The sequence below is a fragment of the Marinomonas sp. MED121 genome (genome assembly GCF_000153025.1).
In the GTDB taxonomy this organism is placed as follows: Bacteria; Pseudomonadota; Gammaproteobacteria; order Pseudomonadales; family Marinomonadaceae; genus Marinomonas.
Genome location: NZ_CH672434.1, coordinates 199,701 through 217,047, shown reverse-complemented (window position 1 = coordinate 217,047; position 17,347 = coordinate 199,701). Strand labels below are relative to the sequence as shown.

The following is a 17,347-nucleotide window of genomic DNA, read 5'->3' as shown; positions in this document are numbered from 1 at the left end:
ACTCTGATAGACCAGTTATTGGCTTTCTCAGCGTTAACATGAAGGACTAAGTGGGTGTGCTTCCCTAAAAAATAGCATCACCGCATAAGCGCACACATCAATAGCAAAAATAGCAGCAAGAGAGAGGATTTTATCTTCTATCCAGCCTCGCCTGTGTTCGTAACTTTGGCCTGTGAGCTTATCTTGGCTACAGAGAAAAGCACATCCCACATAGCTTGAAACGCAATGGTAGAAGCCTGTATTTTGAAGACTTAAAAGAAATTTACAGTTAGCAAAAAGAAAACGTATTAGGTTCTTCATTTTTGATTGTATTCCATAAAACTAGATTTTGAATGGAATGTGATCAAATTGTTAAATGTGTCTTATTTAATAAACTCTTCTATCCGAATTTTATAAAAATATCGATCCCCAAGAGCTATCCATACTCAACCTTTTTAAGGTTATAAGTATAACGTCAGGTTATCAATCCATTAGATGAAAAATATAAACCAGATTAAAAGTCAACTTATAAAGAAAATTTTACCTCTAAATAACAACAACTTAAATCAATAAAGTTTTATACGAGTATTTTTATTCGCTTTATTAGCTATATCTTAATTAGGTTTCAACAAAGAGTTTTGAAAATTCTAAGTCATTGGTTTTCACTAAAATGTCATGCATATTAATCATCAAAAAAATAACTAGATTGAAAAATGTTTAACGTGGAAAAACAAAAAAACATCTTTAGCGTTTTTGTTTTTCCATGGTTTTAAATAAAAGTAGAGGAAAAAAAATGTCTGCATATGAACCATTTACGGACCTTGACATACCCGTTGAAAAGTCAGGTTTCTACAAGGGGTATAGCTTACCCATCGCTTTAATAAGTAAAGTATTCATCACACTTTTGGTATTATGGGCTCTGATTTGGCCAGCCTCAGCTGACAACCAATTAGGTTCTTGGAAGTGGTCCGTATTAGTCAATTTCAATTCTTTTTACATTATTGCCGTTGGTACTTTCGCGATTTTTTTATTCATCGTTGCCATATTGCCTAGTACAGGAAAAAGAATATTAGGTCCGGTAGGAGAGAAGCCCGAATTCTCTAATTTTTCATGGTTTTCCATGATGTTTGGTGCAGGTTTAGGTGTCGGCCTAATGGTGTACGCCACTGCAGAGCCTCTCAGCTTATGGGGATCAAACCCTGAAATAGTCGCACAAACAGTGATTGGTAGCGCCCCTGAAACCATTGAATCCGCTTTTCGCTTTACTTTCCTACATTATGGATTTCACGCATGGGCAGTCTATGTTGTAACAGGCTTAAGCTTAGCCTATTACTCCTACACTAGAGATATGCCATTGACGATACGCTCTGCTCTAACACCGCTTCTTGGTCGTTTTGCGAATGGCATGCTTGGACACCTCATTGATGTTTTAGGTGTTATTGCAACCATTTTGGGTGTGTCAGTTACAATCGGATTCGGTATCAGCCAATTTGTTGAGGGTGTCTATGCTATTTCGGGCATGGAATGGTTAATGAACGGCGATACAAAAGCCCCCGCTCCTTCTACTGTGGGAATGATCTCTGCGCTTATTCTGATTATGTCGATGTCCATTCTTTCTGCCGTCTCAGGCGTTGGTCGTGGGGTAAAATACTTATCGAACCTTAATTTAGGTCTTTCTATTATTTTATTGCTGACGTTTATTATTTTTGGCTCCTTTCTATTTGCCATGACAACCTATGCCACAGCGTTCGTTGATTATATAATGCATTTCTTGTCCTTAGGATTTAATGCTTACAGTCCTCAAAATGAAGCGGAGTTTGCAGCAAACCTTCCTGCTGAAGCGGCACCTTTTGCGTCAGAGCTTTACAGCGGTGCAACAAATGCGTGGGGTTCTTTCGACGCTTTCAAAAGCGCTTTATCACCTGAAGTAGCCGTTCTTGATGCTGCAACATTATCCTCCGTTTATGAGGCAGGTACAGACGGTCGCTTATTCGGCTGGCAGTCCGGTTGGACGACTTTCTACTGGGCTTGGTGGATTGCTTTCTCCCCTTTTGTCGGACTGTTTTTAGCGCGTATTTCTAAAGGACGTTCTGTTCGAGAATTTATTCTTGGAGCTGTTATTGCACCATCGTTAGTATGCTTCTTATGGATGACACTTTTAGGTGGAACAGCCATTAATTTAGAGGTTAACGGTACAGCAGAAGGCTCTATTGTAGCGGCCTCCTTAACAGCTAAATTGTTCGTTACATTAGAACATATGATTTCAGGAGGTTTCTTATCAGGCATATCCATTATGTGTGTAGTGTTAATCATGACCTTTCTAGTAACGTCAGCTGACTCAGGAATTCTGGTAATGAATACCATTATGTCTGGAGGCTCACAAGAAACAGGAATTCTTCACAGAATCATCTGGGGTATCTTACTCACATTAGTTATTGGAACCTTATTAATCGCAGGCGGCGGTGGCTTAGAAGCGATCAAGAGTGCGATGATTATAGGTGCATTACCTTTTACTTTAGTTATGGTACTTATGTGCATATCACTTGCCAAGACCATGATACACGATCGTAAATAATGCCTTTCAGCACATGTGGTTCTATTGGATCACATGTGCTGTAGTTTCTGACTTCATTTCTCCTGACAGTCATTCTAAAAGAACATTTCTCCTACTTAACAAAACAGCCAATCTAAAAGAGATCAAACCTAACATCACCTGAACACAACTCACTTAGTTCTTATGAATGCTTTATGGCAACAAAACAGGAAAATTTCTAAAGATTAATGACTCACTTTAAGGCGCTCTTCGAAGATTTTCATTATTGAGGCGACAGAAGCCCTCTCGATAGCAATATCAAGTTTTTAAGGCGCTGCGAGCGCTACAGCTAAGGTCATATCACCCTTGTTTAGAGCCTAACACTCTTTATTTGATCAAAAAGAGAACCAAAACAGGCTGGCTAACGTATTAAAGGAACAAGATTAAATCACATATAAGGTTATTAATATGTTCTCACTCTTTAAGCGCGACCCTCTAAAGAAGTTAAACCAAGCGTATGATCATAAGTTGGAGCAGGCACTTTTTGCTCAAAGAAAAGGCGATATGAGAGCCTTTGCTAGCCTCACAAATGAAGCCGAAATGATAAAAAAAGAAATAGAGGTGCTAGAAACTTCAACCCAAAAATAATAGATAGCTTTGCTCAGGATCTACAGGCTTTAAACACTTTTAATAAAAAAACCAGCTGCCTAGATTAATAAGCAGCTGGTTATTGTTAGACTCTATTATTCAGAAACCGGTTACTCAAAAAGGTTACTCAGAAAACACCTTGGCACACTATCATGATGAGGGTCATAGTGAAGATATAGCCTGCTTCTACCAAGATGGCATATTTGCTTTTTTGGCAGAACAAACCGCTAGCGGCTTGCAAGCAAATAAAGGCGAACATAATGAGCAAAATAGTGAATAAGGCATTAGACACAGCCGTTATGCCAACTAACCATGCCAGCATAAAGGTTCCGCTGGCTTGAAGTACCATACTTAAAGGCGCAGGCTTAGTGTCTTCATTCATTTCGACACCCACTCCAAGCGCCCATTTTTTGCCAAAAAGCTTGGGGCTATACCAGAGCCAGCCCAATAAGAAGGATAGGAAGAAGCCAATTACTACAGCTAACCAGTTTACCCCTTGAGTTAACTCTCCCATGATATTCTCCTAAATGTTATGCGACTTCAACTGTGTCATATAGAAGCACACAGTTTCATTTTTATGCCAAAGCGCGAGGTAAGTTCGCCAAGCAGCCCAACCAACCTTCATTATGCTTATCGCAGAATTCTTGCTCTTGAAACTCCGTATGAATCAATTCAAGTTTAGACTTATTATCAGTAAGCGCTGTGAATAACACGGTCACGGTTGTGGTATGAGGGCTTGATTCCCATTGCCAACTGAATACCAATTTTTCTGGTTTAGCAATTTCCCTATATTCACCTCCTACAATAAATTGCTCCCCATCTTGGTTTTGCATCACAAACCGATACGCGCCACCGACTTTAAAGTCCACACTCGCTTCTGGCACCGTCATGTTACCCGGTGCAAACCATTGGCTGATTACCTCTGGTGTTGTCCATGCATTAAACAAGGTTTCAACTGAGGCATTAAATTCCTGTGAGATTGTTAAGCTATACATTGTTTACTCCTCTGGGGTTTCAATTAAGTTGGCAAGTTTGTCCATGCGGTTATGCCAAAAGTTTCGATAGATACTGATCCAATCCAAGGCGCCGGCTAGTTGCTCAGGTACTAAAGACAGATAATGCGTTCGCCCTACCACACGCCTTTGAACTATCTTGGCCTTCTCTAGCATCTTGATGTGTTTAGAGACGGCTTGAAGAGAGACATCAAATTCTGCGGCTATGTCTGAAACCGGCATTTCACCCGATGTCAGCAAATGCACTATCTTGCGTCGACTGACATCGGCAAGTGCCATAAAAACTAAATCTAACGGGTCACTTTTCAAATTTGGCAAAGGGTTTATCTCATTTAATAGTTTGTTGCTGCGTTTTGCTTTAGATTGATTGCTCAAAACGTGTAGCAGCGTTAGAAGAAGTATAAGCCTAATTAATTTATATTCAACCAAAAGGTTGAATATAAATTTTATCAATTAATAATTTGTATAAACATCATTAAGTTAGCTTGAAAAATAATGCTTAAATAAGGCTGGATGAAATAGAAAAAAGAAAGATAAAGTCGTAGGTTAGCTCTTAAGTTAAGCTACGACTTTAAAGAAATGAGTTTAGGTAAGTTTCTTTCCTAGAACGCTAACTTGTTCTAGCCATTGCGCTTTCTGAGAATCATCCGACATGATGACAGAACCAAATAAACTCGTTCTCACTGGTGATACACCACAAAACTCCAGTGTAAATGTGCTTAATTGCCCTAAAACAGGCGCGGCTTGATCTTCTACAAACTCCTCAGGCATATCCATGGTTAATAGAATACGGGCCGTTTTGCCCTTCATGAGTTGCACAGGATGTGGGTCATCCCCTTCAAATTTAAAAGTCACACCTGGGATAAATACTCTATCGATAAGGCCTTTCATTTTCGCGGGAAGTCCACCCCACCAAGTGGAAGACACAATGACAATATGGTCAGCCCACATAAGTGACTCTTGAAACTCAACTAAACAAGGCTCTAATGGCTGAATTTCATCATATCCTTGCTCTAGACTTGGATTAAATACCATGTCCGCTAAGTTGAAACGACGTACCTGAGCAGTTTCCCTCGCTTCAATTTCATAGGTATCGGCAAACGAGTGACTTAAACTTTTTTGCTTTTCTGAGGATTTTGGATTGCCATTTAAAATCAGAACATTTGACATAGTTAGCGTCTCTTATTGAATGAAAAATAAGAGTGTAAAGTCTTCCCCTAAGGGGAGAGTCAAGGGTTACAAGAGAGTATTTGAAAATCTAAAAAAGAGCTCGATGGCCGAATTCTATGTAAAGTTCTATTTAAAGTGCTATTTAGAGAGTGCTATTCAAAGTGCTATTAAGAAGTAAGAAGCGCTATACGAGTTTAGCCGCAACAGACTTTAGATTAGGTCGTAAAGCGTCATCAAGTTTGAAGGAGCGCTCCTCGCCCGTTAATGGGCAAGTGAAATCTAGCGTCACTGCACACAGTTGTAGGTTCAGGTCATCAGCATATTGCTGACTTTTATCGCCATGAAGCCTATCAGCCACAACAGGTAAACCAATGCCAGCTGCATGTAATCTAATCTGATGCTTTCTACCTGAATCAATTTTCACATCGATAAGAGAAAGATTTGAACTTGGAGCATGTTCTAAACAATTAAAGGTACTTTGAGCACTTTTCCCATCAATTTCTTGTGTAATAACTTCTGGTTGATCATGCTCACTGTGATTACCGTGAACAATAATTTGATAATGTTTTTCTAACGCGTGCTGCTCAAACATGCCAGATAATGCGCGAGCTGCCGCTTTTGTATGGGCGATAATAATTAAACCTGTCGCCGCCCTATCAAGCCTATGCACGATAAAAACAGGTCTTTCTGGCGTTAAGTGCGTTTGAGCCCAGCGACTAATGGTGGTGTGATCACTCCATTTTGAGCCTTGGGATAACATGCCATAGGGCTTGTACCAAACACTATAGCTTACTAAATCAGCCACCAACTTAGCTTCAGGCACGATTTGATCTAACACTTTAGGGTTATAGTAAAAGTGTAATTCTTCGCCGACTTTTAATGCTTTCTTAACCCGTCTTAAACGCTGCACCTTTTTACCACGCCCTATCCATAAAGCCCCTTTAGCAATGGCGTTTTTAATTTCAGCAGCCGATAAATCGCAACTATCACTGAGCAAAGAAAGAATGCTCGATTCTGAATGATCGACTTTGATATGACGTTCGAAAGAGTCCAACTAATCTAATTCCTAATAGAGATGTATAAGTAAACAGGGGGAAAATGCGGGCGCATCTTATCATCAATACGAAACAACCTAAAAACTTAGTACAAAGTTAATACACACCGGCAATTAACCAGGAAACTAGCTAGCCCTTACTGCGTTTATAGTCCTGAACGCGACCGCGTTTTTTCTTAGCCTCATAATTAGCAGCAGCAGTGGCTCGCATTTCTTCAACCAATTCTACGGTAAGGGGGATAGGCTCTTTTGGCAGTACCCCATCAGCAAAACCACGTTCTCTGGGCTTTAGCTCGTATTGATACGCGCTCGCTTTGGGCATACGTTTAAACTTATAGAGATAAAAGTTTTCTACTTTTTCGCTGGCCCACTCCGTTTTTTTTAAGAACTTATGGCAAGATTCGATACTCGGATTATGGTAAAAACAATCCAGACGTAAAGCGGCATCTAAAACATCCCAGCCATAAAAATCCACCAGCTCGGTAATCATGGTTTTTAGCTTAAGGCCGTGTAGTGGGTTGTTTTTTTGATCTTCAATCATGTGTGTTCCAATTAACAAAAATGTTATTAAGACAATTGAGTCTTTCTTAAGTAAAGTCTTTCTTAAGTAAAGTCTTGCTTAAGTAAAGTCTTGCTTAAGTAAAGCCTTGCTTAAAATAGAGGCATTCGTCTTAGTTATTTGGCTATTGTAACAAGTATCCTTTGCTTGATCTGGCAATAACTTAATTATTTATAAGCATCTGAAAAAACAGTCATTTTATAAAACCTTTAAACTGATTCTCTCCTTAAAACCGTCAGAGATTCACACTCTAATTCACCCCTGGTTCACCTTTAAGAGCTCACACTCGGCTTTAACATTAACCATAAGGTGAAATATGAAAAACTATCTTATCCCCCTAGTATGTCTCCCTCTCACTAATTTGGCTTATGCAGGTCCAGGAGATGATCCATTTGAAGAGCAAGGCTTTAGTGGCTCAATTAGCCTTTTTGCTGGATTTAGCAGTGGCAAAAGCAATCTTGATACAGAAACTAAAACCAAGACAGGCAGTTTAAATACCGAAGGCAGCTCAGAATCTGATGTGATGGCTTTACCATTAGGCGATATAAACTACACCTTTGGTAAACAAAAAGTATTCTTAGCTATAGGCGAGTCTGATGCGGTTGGTGCTTCACTCGAGCTTGGCTACGGCTTTCAACTAGCAGATCAATCTGCATTAATGTTTTCTTATTTATTACCCGTTATCGATGGTGAAGCTTGGGCAGACCCTTATTTGGTAAACACAGCAAGAACTGAAACAGATGTCGCAACCAATGGCTACCGTCTGCAATACCTAAACATGCTTAACATTGGCCTAGATGCAGACCTTGTCTACTATGATACTGATGTTGATAACGAGCTATCTGCTTCCACTTATTCTGCTAACACACAGTCTTTGTTAAAGCGTGATGGCGATGGTATTTATGCCAGCCTTTCAACCGGCCTACCTATTAGCCAAACCACCTTTCTCATGCCGTCTATCCATCTTGATCAGTTTTCGGCAGACGGTGATGCCATGTCTTATACCGCATACGGGGTTGGCTTAATGCTAATGAATAAGTTTGGTGAACATGCGGTGTCTTTAGGGTACGACTACTCTAGTGCTGAGTATGACAAAACTAACCCTATTTTTAATCAAACCCAAGAAGATACCAGTTCTAGCATTAGCCTTGGCTATAGCAAAGAAAACTTGATGGGTTACCAGAATTTAGAACTCAGAGTCATGCTTAGCTATGATGAAGTGGATTCGAATATCGATTTCTATAATGAAAGTGGTTACATGATAGGTGTTGGTACAAGTTACGCGTTTTAATCCGGTTACTTATCAAACACCTTACTGAGATTGAAGTTAGTAGAGGGTGCTTTCCTCACACCCTCTTACTATTTTTAAGGTGATAAAAGATCTAAGGCAAATAAAGTGTTGCTAACACACCTTTCTCTTGGAAATGAATACCAAGTTTCCAATCAAGTTTTTTACAAATTCGCTGGGTAAGCTCTAAACCCAAGCCAAAACCATCTATCGATGGCTCATCAACTTTATCCGTATCATAGTTTTCAATGAGAATACGATTATCTTTAAAGCTAATTTTTATCCAGCCATTGTGAGTATATTGGAAGGCATTTCTAATCAAATTATTGAGCACTATCATCAAGGGAGATAAAGGCACAAGCTGACTACCTACTACGTCAAACTCGGTAATTACCTCAACATCTTCACCTTGAATCAAATATTTCTGCTCATCAATAAGCTGAGTAAGCAAGTGAGGGAAATCGACCCATGATTCTGTTGGTTTACACTCACTTTGCCTTGCTAACCAAAGCAAGGTTTCTGTAATCAGCTGCATGTTCGCACTCGCCCTTTCTAAACGCATTAGGGGCCTTTTAGCTGGATCGCTGACTTCAATTTTTTCGAAAATTTCTAAATTCGCTTTAATGATAGCAATTGGCGTTCTTAACTCATGGCTCGCATGGGATAAAAAGCGCTGCTCTTTTTCTACTAATGTCGCATTCTTACTCAGTGAACTCATTAAACACGCAGCGATTCGATTAAATTCATTAAACTTAAAATTAGGTATGTCTTTTTCGACAAAGTTATTCGACGTCTCTTCTGCCCATGACACAAGGTGAGAGGTTTTTTTACCGATAATATTGCTGTAGTACCATAAGGCTAAAATCGTCAGAATTAAATAGGAGAAAACAACGCTCAACACAAAGCTTATCTGGCTCACTTGAAGCGCATCAAAGTCATCTCCCACTAATGCAAAGTCATAAATAGCAACTACGTAAAGCTGCCGTCCATCATGTAGTTTGTTGGTGTAAACCACATAAATTGGTTCATAGTCATCACTTTCTAACAAGAGCTCATTGACAAATACCGCTTCAAACTCACCATCGTTTAATTTAAAACCATCAAATACTTGAATGTTTTCCACCCAAACATCAGGTAATTCGTCAAAATAAAAATTTATGACATAGCTATTTTTAAAAGGTGTATTTGTGTCTTTTTCATACTCGCGCGCATAGCCATTATATTCGGATATCAGCCTTAACTTGGCTGACTTTTCAAGGCCAGATCCAAATGACTCATCCATAAACCACGCAAAGGCGATGACGCTAATGAAGATAATACTGAGGAAGAAGTAACTGATTCTGTTTTTTAGTGGAGAGCTTTTGCTTATTTTCATTTGTTGCCTTTAATTCTAAAGCCATGGCCCGCTACGGTTTCGATTAATTTATCTGGGAAGGGTTTATCTATCTTTTGCCTTAATTGATACAGCTGTACTTTAAGGTTATTACTTTCGGGGGGCTCATCTGGCCACAAGGATTCCTCAATGTCTCTTCTACTGACAATTTCAGGGCTTTTACGTAATAAAAACTCAAGTAATTTAAGATTAATACGGGTCAGCTTTATCTCAACACCTGAACGCGTTACAACACCAGATGCTAGGTCAAAACATAGATCACCCCTATATAAGACTTTCGCTTGGCTACTTTTTCTTTTAGCGAGCGACTTTATTCGAAGCGCGAGTTCTCTCATAGCAAAAGGTTTCACTAGATAATCATCAGTACCCGCAATAAAGCCAGCCTCTTTATCCTCTAAGGTATCTTTTGCCGTAAGCATCAATATGGGCGTATCTTTACCTTTTTGTCTGAGCTTGTGACATACCCCCAAACCATTTAACTTAGGCAGATTCACATCTAACAAAATAACATCGTAAACATGATTATTTGCGAGATTAAACCCAACTTCACCATTAAAAGCATGGTCACATTGGATACCTTCATACATCAAATATTCTGCCACAGATAGGGCCAAATCCCTGTCATCCTCAACTAACAGAACATCTATCGTCAAATGAGAGTCGGTATATTTTGAATGGTTTTGAGTTGACATAGACACCTAAAAATCGTCTTCGTAAGACATTAATAAAAGCCCTTTTACACCTTAATCAAAGCACAAAAAAAGCCATAAAACAGGCTTATCCATAAAGTAGAATGGATTATTACACGCCAGCCAATAAAATTGTGAAGCCAGAATCAAGCACATAGAGGCAAGAACAAAAAAACAGAATAGCAGTGTTTCTTTAGTACAAATTAATTGATTAAGCATAACCCCTCCTTATCGTGATCCATGTTATACATGCTACGGGGTGAACTGGGGGTGAATTAGAAGACTAAATTGTGAGCAGATTTCACATTAACATGGTTATGCAAAGAGATTTAAAGTAAACAAATTAGCCCGACATTCCTTTATGAAACCCTGTATAATTCGCGGCCTAAAATTATACTGTCGCCTAATTTTCCTGAATGAGTCAGAAAATCAGTCTGGTGGTCCATACAACTGGAACTTTCCCTTGATCTCTACCGCAAACATCACAATGCAATTTGGCCCTGAGCCTCTCTTTGAAAATATTTCAGCCAAATTTGGTAATGGTAATCGCTATGGTTTAATTGGTGCGAATGGCTGTGGTAAGTCCACCTTTATGAAAATATTAAGTGGCGAATTAATTCCAACATCAGGCAATGTCTCTATTACACCGGGTCAAAAACTCGGTACTTTGAGTCAAGATCAGTTTGCATTTGAGCAATACAGTGTTATCGATACCGTGATTATGGGTGATGCCAAACTTTGGCAAATTAAGCAGGAAAGGGATCGCATTTATTCACTCCCTGAAATGAGTGAAGAAGACGGCATGAAGGTGGGTGAATTAGAAAGTGAGTTTGCTGAGCTTGATGGTTATACGGCAGAAAGCCGCGCGGGTGAGATCTTAATTGAAGCGGGAATCGAAGAAGCGTTTCACTTTGGTTTAATGCAGCAAGTTGCTCCGGGTCGAAAGCTAAGGGTATTGCTTGCACAAGCCCTCTTCTCTAATCCAGATGTTTTATTATTAGATGAGCCAACCAACAACTTGGATATACACACCATTAACTGGTTAGGCAAAGAACTTAATAAACGTAAATGCACCATGATTATCATTTCCCATGATAGACACTTCTTGAATACCGTCTGTACCCATATGGCTGACATAGATTATGGCGAGCTGCGTATTTATCCGGGTAATTATGAATACTATCTTGAAGCCTCCGCACTAATACAAGAGCAATTATTGGCTGGTAATGCGAAAAAAAGTGCTGAAATTGATGAATTACAAGGCTTTGTTAATCGATTTGGTGCCAATGCATCAAAAGCCAAACAAGCCAGTTCTCGTGCGAAAAAGCTTGATAAAATAAAACTCGATGATGTTAAGTCTTCTAGCCGAATGACCCCTTCACTAAGTTTTGAGGAAGGGAAAAAAATGCACCGCCAGGCTTTAATTTTAGAAGAGTTAGCTCATGGTTTTGAGGGTGAAACCTTATTTAAAGGCGGTGAACTCATCTTGGAAGCGGGTGCTAAACTAGCTGTCATAGGTGAAAATGGTGTCGGTAAGTCAACCCTACTTCGTTGCTTAGTGAATGAGCTTGAGCATAATGAAGGGGTGATAAAATGGTCTGAAAACGCCTCAATTGGTTACTGTCCCCAAGATAGCACAGCAGATTTTGACAACGACTTAAACCTGTTTGACTGGATGTCACAATGGCGCACAATCAAACACAACGACCTTATGGTACGTGGTTTGTTAGGCCGTTTATTATTTACTGATGACGACATCAACAAAAAAGCGCGTAACTGCTCAGGTGGTGAAAAGAATCGACTATTGTTTGGTAAGCTAATGATGATGGATATCAATGTCATGATCATGGATGAGCCCACAAACCATATGGACATTGAAGCCATTGATGCATTAAACAATGCACTTAAAGACTACCAAGGTACGCTCATCTTCGTTAGCCATGATAGAGAATTTGTCTCTTCTCTTGCAACGCGCATTATCGATGTTCAAGATCAAAAGCTCATTAATTTTCATGGTACCTTTGACGAATATATGGCGAACAAAGAATTAGAAAATGCCAAGAAAAATGCCAAAAAAGTCGCTTAACAAAAATTAGATATATCATTGATTAAAAAGCTTATTTCTTTTGAGATAAGTTTTTTAATTATCTTTCGTTTTATTCAAAACCCCTCACGATAATTCATCATTCATCCCTTCTTAGTTTATCTCTGCAGATAACAAAGTGTGGAGTTTTCACCGATACGAATAAACTTTTCACTGGCAAAAAAACAAAGATAAGTAAATTTTATAAGTCAAAAATAACTATCAATATCAACAGCTTGAATTAAAAATGCACTCGTTTTTATCATTCAATTAAAAAAACCAAAATTAATATAAGTTAACGATGGTTACATATTTCATCTTGAATCAAAATCTGTAGATTTTATTATCCATGAAACATTAGATTGTGCTTATTTAGATAAATCTAACTAAAAACAATCAAACCGACCAAGAAGACCTCTAGGAACACAGTATGAACCTCAAAAGCCTTCGATTAATTTCAATCAAAGCTCGCTTAATTGGACTGCTTACTTGCGTATTTTTAAGCATTCTATTAATCCTATTTTTAGCATTGAAATCCAACAAGGAAGGAATGCAACATGAGAGATTTTTAAAAACTCAAAATGTTGTTGAAGTAGCACATGATGTGATTAAACACTTTCATAGCCTCGCCGAGTCTGGTGAGCTCTCAACAGAAACCGCTCAAAAACTGGCGAAGAGCACCATTCGTGATATGCGCTACAGTGAGGTTGAGTATTTCTTCATGCAAGATTACTCTGTCTCCATCATTATGCACCCTATCGTACCCGACTTAATTGGTAAGAATTTATCTGAAACAACGGATGCCAGCGGCAAACGCATCTTTTTCGATATTGGCCAAATAGTGAAAACACAAGGGGAAGGTTTCATTGAATATGTCTGGCCAAAACCTGGCAGTGAAGCAGCCGTCCCTAAAGTTGCTTATGTAAAAGGCTTTGATAGTTGGGGCTGGATTGTTGGGTCAGGTGTTTATTTAGATGACCTGGATGCTCAATTTTATGATGCAGCTAAGTTCTTTGTGATGGTGTGTTTGGTACTCCTTATCGGCACTCTCATTCTCTCTTACTTCATATTAAAATCCATTGTTGAACCGTTAACTCAAATTGAAAATACCATGATAGGTATCGCTGATGGCGACGGTGATTTAACTATCAGCCTTCCTGAAGATGGCAATGACCAAATCACCTCTATCGCAAGAGCCTATAACCGCTTCACCCAGCGTTTATCTGAGACCTTAAGTCATGCCACCAGCCTCTTCGTTAAAGTCGATGACAAAAGTTGTGACCTGAAACAAAGTGCCCAAACGGCGTTACAAGTGGCTGAAGAAAGAGCCAAAGTCTTTCAAGAAATTAGCCACATGATTAATCAAATTAAAGAGACAGAAACGGATGTAAAAAATCATACATCGGCGTCTTTATCTCTGGCTAATGATGCTAAAGGTAAGGCACAAGAGAGCCGCACTTCCATTGAAAGCACAATGAAATCGACTAAACAATTATCAGATGAACTAGAAGTCAGTGTGAAGTCTGTTGTACAGCTTGAAAGTGAATCACAAAACATTGGTGCAGTATTAGATGTTATCAGCGGAATAGCAGAACAAACCAACCTATTAGCACTAAATGCCGCCATTGAAGCCGCCCGAGCAGGTGAGCATGGTCGAGGGTTTGCTGTAGTAGCGGATGAGGTACGGGGCCTTGCAAGTCGGACTCAATCTTCCACGGAAGAAATTCAAGCCATGATCAATAAACTTCAACAAGGCGCAAGTGAAGCTGAATCACGTATTACCTCTGGCCATGAGAAGTTTAAGTTAGCAGCGGATGAGATTTCATCCACTGCCGAAGCACTTTATAGCATTATCACCTCTGTTGATGAGATTTCAAAAGCGGGTGATTTAATTTCTACGTCTGTATCATCACAAAGCCAATCAATAGAGTCTTTAAGTGATATGAATGATGAGGTTGCATCTTTATCACAATCAGCAGCCTCGCAAAACCAATCTAACATGCAACATTGTGAAGATTTAGTCAGTTTTGCAGATAAAGCAAAAGAGGTTATTTCAACATTCAAATTAAATAAATAGTGACTCTCACACTTTGAGTGAAACCCCAGTGCCATAAAATAAAGGAGATAAAGCTTAGCTTTATCTCCTTTATTTTTGCCTTAAAGATCACAATAAAACGAACACTTTTAACTTCTGGCTTTCTCTTCTGACCTTTTACTTTGACACTACTGTGCTCTTAATAAATGCCTTTAGGGCTTTCTTATCCCCCTGAAATTTATCCTGATCGACTGCCCCTTCAATACCATCTAATGCACCAGAGTCAGAATATTGCCATAAGCGCCAGCCTGAAGCTTGCCATGGTTTAGGTAAATCCCCGACTGTATCGTTATAGTCTGCAATCCAAAGGGGATAAGCACTTAAACTTTCATCAGTGAGATAGGTTTGTGCAAAATTCAAATCAGAATAAATCATAGGACGACGTTGAGTGGCTTTTTCAACCTCAACTAACCAAGTCAGCAAACCTTGAACAATTGTTTTTGCATCAAGTCCATTCGAAACTTCGATATCAATAATTGGCGGTAAGTCACTTTCTTGTAGCCCTTTAACTGTATTTAAATAGTTTTGGGCTTGTTGTGTTGCACTCTCATTGGGATAAAAATAATGATAAGCCCCTCTAATTAGCCCCCGCTCTTTCATGCCATTCCAATTCACACTAAAGTCTGGGTCAATATAGTCTGTGCCTCCAGTCGCTTTTGCTATCGAAAAGTCATACGTGCTTGTATCAATACTGTCCCATTGAATGGTCCCTTGATAATGGGACACATCAAAGCCATAAGTCACATCTGAAGGTGGGCCAACGGGTCGAGTATTAAACCAAATCACAGCAAGTAATATTGCTAATGCCAAAATATTTATAGCAACTAAATTATGTGTTTTCATAGCTCTCTCATACATAGAATTAAACATTTAATGTATGAGGATTGAGCGAATACAACTTGTAGAAATCTGGTTTAATTACGGCGTTTAAAACTCAATTTAGGATCCATTGGGCATAAGGAAATTTACCCATTTCAAACTAAACCAAGTATAAAATTAAAGGGATGCATCCGATTAAAAGCGGATATAAAGATCTAAATTTCACTGATACATAGATTCACTAGGCGAAGACGTTCATCAAGTGATGCTCTTTCTGCATGCAGCTTAGCTTTCACCTCTAATAAAAAATGCTTGATACGCTGCCAGTCTACACCATGATCAGTATAAACAATCACTTCTTTTAAACTGGCTAAGGTCACCCCCAAGCGTTTTGATTCGGCAATCAATTTTAGGATTTCAATATCAGCTTTAGAGTAAATACGATAGCGGCCTGAACGAGCAGGCACTCTAATCAGGCCTTTTTCTTCGTATAAACGAATCGCTTTTATGCTTAACCCGGTTAGTTTTGATGCTTCACCTATATACATTCAATCACCTAAAGGTCATTTCAATCGTCGTTATTAAATGCCGCTAGAATGTGAGCCTCAGCGACGGACGCTTCAAAGTATTTCGCTTTAACCGCTAAATAAGCATCATCACTAAAAAAGCTTTTTTGTCGCGCTTGAGAAGGGAAATTTAGCGTGAAAACTCGATTAATATCTTCTGAATTTTCTGAACGAAGGACTTTATCGACACTAAAGTCATAGCAAAATCGCCCTTCATATTTAACTAAAATAGGCGCTATCGCATCACGATAGGCTTGATAGGTTAAATCATCCGTTACCTTTAAGCCGACCAGTATTTCATAAGACATAAACAAGACTCCTTTTATTTATTAAATAAGATTAATTTTCGACTTCAAGTTCAATATGCGTACACGCCTTCTTACACTGAATATAGGCTTGGCCGTCTTTATTTTTAGGGACTAAAAAAAGCGGCTGCAAGCAGGTGTCACAACTAACCGTTTTTCCTGCCAATACTTTTTTTATCATGGCTTTTTGTTTGTGAAAAGATTGGCTTGTTTCTTTATTAACAACAGAAAAGTCTAATTTGCTCATATTAAATAACTTTAAATTGGTCGTTTAAATCCCTGAGGATTGAATAAATCTAGTTCAGTTTATGGGGGCATAAATATGAGTATCAAGTGCTTTAAATAGCCTAGAGAAGCTGCAAATAAGTCCTTCCGCCTCAGCATGTGGATAATAACGCCTTGATTTATGGCAAGCGTCGCAACTTAATGGTGATTCTATTAATAAGGCATTTAACGTAAAGATTGGGCTTTTAGAGCGCTCTCTTCGCTTTTGAGAAAAAGTGACTCCTGCGTTATCCCTTTTCACAAGGTACCTACAATGACTATCTACTAATCAAGTGCAGAGTGACATCTGTATAATACTTTTTACATAAGGTTATTAAGAGGGGCAGGCACTCTTAAGCTTAGATAAGGCTTAGATAGAACTTAGGTGTTGGAAAGGGCTTTCAAACAGTATTTTAAGTGATAAGAGTGTGACAACGACAGCACGCTTTATTTTTTTAAGGTGATAGCTTGCTCTTGGTTACCGGCGTAAAAGACTATGATTTCAGCCGCTTCAGTCCCCTCGTTTTTACCGTAATGCCATTTATTTACCAGCTCGACAATCGAATCACCCGCTTTCATATGGAATCTGTCTTTGCCTTCAGTGACAACTGTAAGCTCACCTTTTAATAATACACCTGCATTAATGACAGGGTGCTTATGCAAAGGCAGTTGCATGCCTGCAGGAATCACAATACGTAGTATAGTTACTTGCGGTTGACCTGGCTTATAAGCAGGTAAGGTGTCTCCATTCCAGCTCTTTGTTGTTTTAGCTAAAACCTCAACCTTTAATTCATCTTCAGCTTGAGCAAATGCCAACTGGCTTAGCATTAATGTCATAAACGTTATGCTAGAAACGAGTGTCTTCTTCATTGTCATACAGACAGTGCCT

The 17,347-nt window shown here is 39.0% G+C and carries 19 protein-coding genes; 5 read left to right on the top strand and 14 right to left on the bottom strand.

Features of this window, described 5'->3' with window-relative positions; all coding sequences use genetic code 11:
• Positions 1 to 33: 33 nt before the first annotated feature.
• Entirely contained in the window at positions 34 to 300 is a 267-nt protein-coding gene (locus MED121_RS24675; protein WP_009835914.1) for a hypothetical protein, read from the bottom strand.
• A 442-nt stretch (positions 301 to 742) separates the two neighbouring features.
• Between MED121_RS24675 and MED121_RS22105 the strand changes: the two genes are divergently transcribed.
• Together MED121_RS22105 and MED121_RS22100 are read left to right on the top strand one after the other, a co-directional pair.
• Positions 743 to 2,554, top strand: coding sequence for a BCCT family transporter (locus MED121_RS22105; RefSeq protein ID WP_009835912.1), 1,812 nt, complete (start codon positions 743 to 745; stop codon positions 2,552 to 2,554).
• Positions 2,555 to 2,980: 426 nt separating this feature from the next.
• On the top strand, positions 2,981 to 3,160 hold the full coding sequence (locus MED121_RS22100; RefSeq protein WP_009835911.1) for a DUF6435 family protein: 180 nt from the start codon (positions 2,981 to 2,983) through the stop codon (positions 3,158 to 3,160).
• A 127-nt stretch (positions 3,161 to 3,287) separates the two neighbouring features.
• On the opposite strand, the gene MED121_RS22095 is transcribed toward MED121_RS22100, so the two are convergent.
• From MED121_RS22095 to MED121_RS22070, 6 genes are all read right to left on the bottom strand, one after another.
• Positions 3,288 to 3,674, bottom strand: coding sequence for a DUF1761 domain-containing protein (locus MED121_RS22095; RefSeq protein ID WP_009835910.1), 387 nt, complete (start codon positions 3,672 to 3,674; stop codon positions 3,288 to 3,290).
• Between the two features lie 61 nt (positions 3,675 to 3,735).
• A complete protein-coding gene (locus MED121_RS23955) occupies positions 3,736 to 4,155 on the bottom strand; it encodes an SRPBCC domain-containing protein (RefSeq protein WP_009835909.1) in 420 nt (139 codons plus the stop codon).
• A 3-nt stretch (positions 4,156 to 4,158) separates the two neighbouring features.
• Complete coding sequence (locus tag MED121_RS22085) at positions 4,159 to 4,491, bottom strand: metalloregulator ArsR/SmtB family transcription factor (RefSeq protein ID WP_207382859.1); 333 nt, start codon at positions 4,489 to 4,491, stop codon at positions 4,159 to 4,161.
• A 267-nt stretch (positions 4,492 to 4,758) separates the two neighbouring features.
• Positions 4,759 to 5,343: an NAD(P)H-dependent oxidoreductase gene (locus MED121_RS22080; protein WP_009835907.1), complete on the bottom strand. Its 585-nt coding sequence runs from the start codon at positions 5,341 to 5,343 to the stop codon at positions 4,759 to 4,761.
• Between the two features lie 184 nt (positions 5,344 to 5,527).
• On the bottom strand, positions 5,528 to 6,397 hold the full coding sequence (locus MED121_RS22075) for an RluA family pseudouridine synthase (RefSeq protein ID WP_009835905.1): 870 nt from the start codon (positions 6,395 to 6,397) through the stop codon (positions 5,528 to 5,530).
• A 130-nt stretch (positions 6,398 to 6,527) separates the two neighbouring features.
• Positions 6,528 to 6,938, bottom strand: a complete 411-nt coding sequence (locus tag MED121_RS22070; protein ID WP_009835904.1) for a VF530 family DNA-binding protein — start codon at positions 6,936 to 6,938, stop codon at positions 6,528 to 6,530.
• Positions 6,939 to 7,272: 334 nt separating this feature from the next.
• Between MED121_RS22070 and MED121_RS22065 the strand changes: the two genes are divergently transcribed.
• A complete protein-coding gene (locus MED121_RS22065; protein ID WP_050764643.1) occupies positions 7,273 to 8,247 on the top strand; it encodes a DUF2860 family protein in 975 nt (324 codons plus the stop codon).
• A 91-nt stretch (positions 8,248 to 8,338) separates the two neighbouring features.
• On the opposite strand, the gene MED121_RS22060 is transcribed toward MED121_RS22065, so the two are convergent.
• Positions 8,339 to 9,619: a HAMP domain-containing sensor histidine kinase gene (locus MED121_RS22060; RefSeq protein ID WP_009835902.1), complete on the bottom strand. Its 1,281-nt coding sequence runs from the start codon at positions 9,617 to 9,619 to the stop codon at positions 8,339 to 8,341.
• Entirely contained in the window at positions 9,616 to 10,329 is a 714-nt protein-coding gene (locus tag MED121_RS22055) for a response regulator transcription factor (protein WP_009835901.1), read from the bottom strand. Before MED121_RS22055 ends, MED121_RS22060 begins: the two co-directional genes overlap by 4 nt.
• Positions 10,330 to 10,789: 460 nt before the next feature.
• Between MED121_RS22055 and MED121_RS22050 the strand changes: the two genes are divergently transcribed.
• Together MED121_RS22050 and MED121_RS22045 are read left to right on the top strand one after the other, a co-directional pair.
• Positions 10,790 to 12,412: an ABC-F family ATPase gene (locus tag MED121_RS22050; RefSeq protein WP_036181639.1), complete on the top strand. Its 1,623-nt coding sequence runs from the start codon at positions 10,790 to 10,792 to the stop codon at positions 12,410 to 12,412.
• 547 nt (positions 12,413 to 12,959) lie between these two features.
• Positions 12,960 to 14,486, top strand: coding sequence for a methyl-accepting chemotaxis protein (locus tag MED121_RS22045; protein WP_165474639.1), 1,527 nt, complete (start codon positions 12,960 to 12,962; stop codon positions 14,484 to 14,486).
• Positions 14,487 to 14,621: 135 nt separating this feature from the next.
• Here the strand turns inward: MED121_RS22045 and MED121_RS22040 are convergent, their stop codons facing one another.
• The 5 genes from MED121_RS22040 to MED121_RS22020 all read right to left on the bottom strand — a co-directional run bounded on the left by MED121_RS22040 (position 14,622) and on the right by MED121_RS22020 (position 17,334).
• Positions 14,622 to 15,347: a glycoside hydrolase family 25 protein gene (locus MED121_RS22040; protein WP_050764642.1), complete on the bottom strand. Its 726-nt coding sequence runs from the start codon at positions 15,345 to 15,347 to the stop codon at positions 14,622 to 14,624.
• Between the two features lie 191 nt (positions 15,348 to 15,538).
• A complete protein-coding gene (locus MED121_RS22035) occupies positions 15,539 to 15,871 on the bottom strand; it encodes a MerR family transcriptional regulator (protein ID WP_009835897.1) in 333 nt (110 codons plus the stop codon).
• 20 nt (positions 15,872 to 15,891) lie between these two features.
• Entirely contained in the window at positions 15,892 to 16,197 is a 306-nt protein-coding gene (locus tag MED121_RS22030; protein WP_009835896.1) for a DUF1330 domain-containing protein, read from the bottom strand.
• Between the two features lie 31 nt (positions 16,198 to 16,228).
• Complete coding sequence (locus MED121_RS22025; RefSeq protein ID WP_009835895.1) at positions 16,229 to 16,441, bottom strand: hypothetical protein; 213 nt, start codon at positions 16,439 to 16,441, stop codon at positions 16,229 to 16,231.
• A gap of 464 nt (positions 16,442 to 16,905) precedes the next feature.
• Positions 16,906 to 17,334, bottom strand: coding sequence for a cupin domain-containing protein (locus tag MED121_RS22020; protein WP_207382858.1), 429 nt, complete (start codon positions 17,332 to 17,334; stop codon positions 16,906 to 16,908).
• Positions 17,335 to 17,347: the final 13 nt, after the last annotated feature.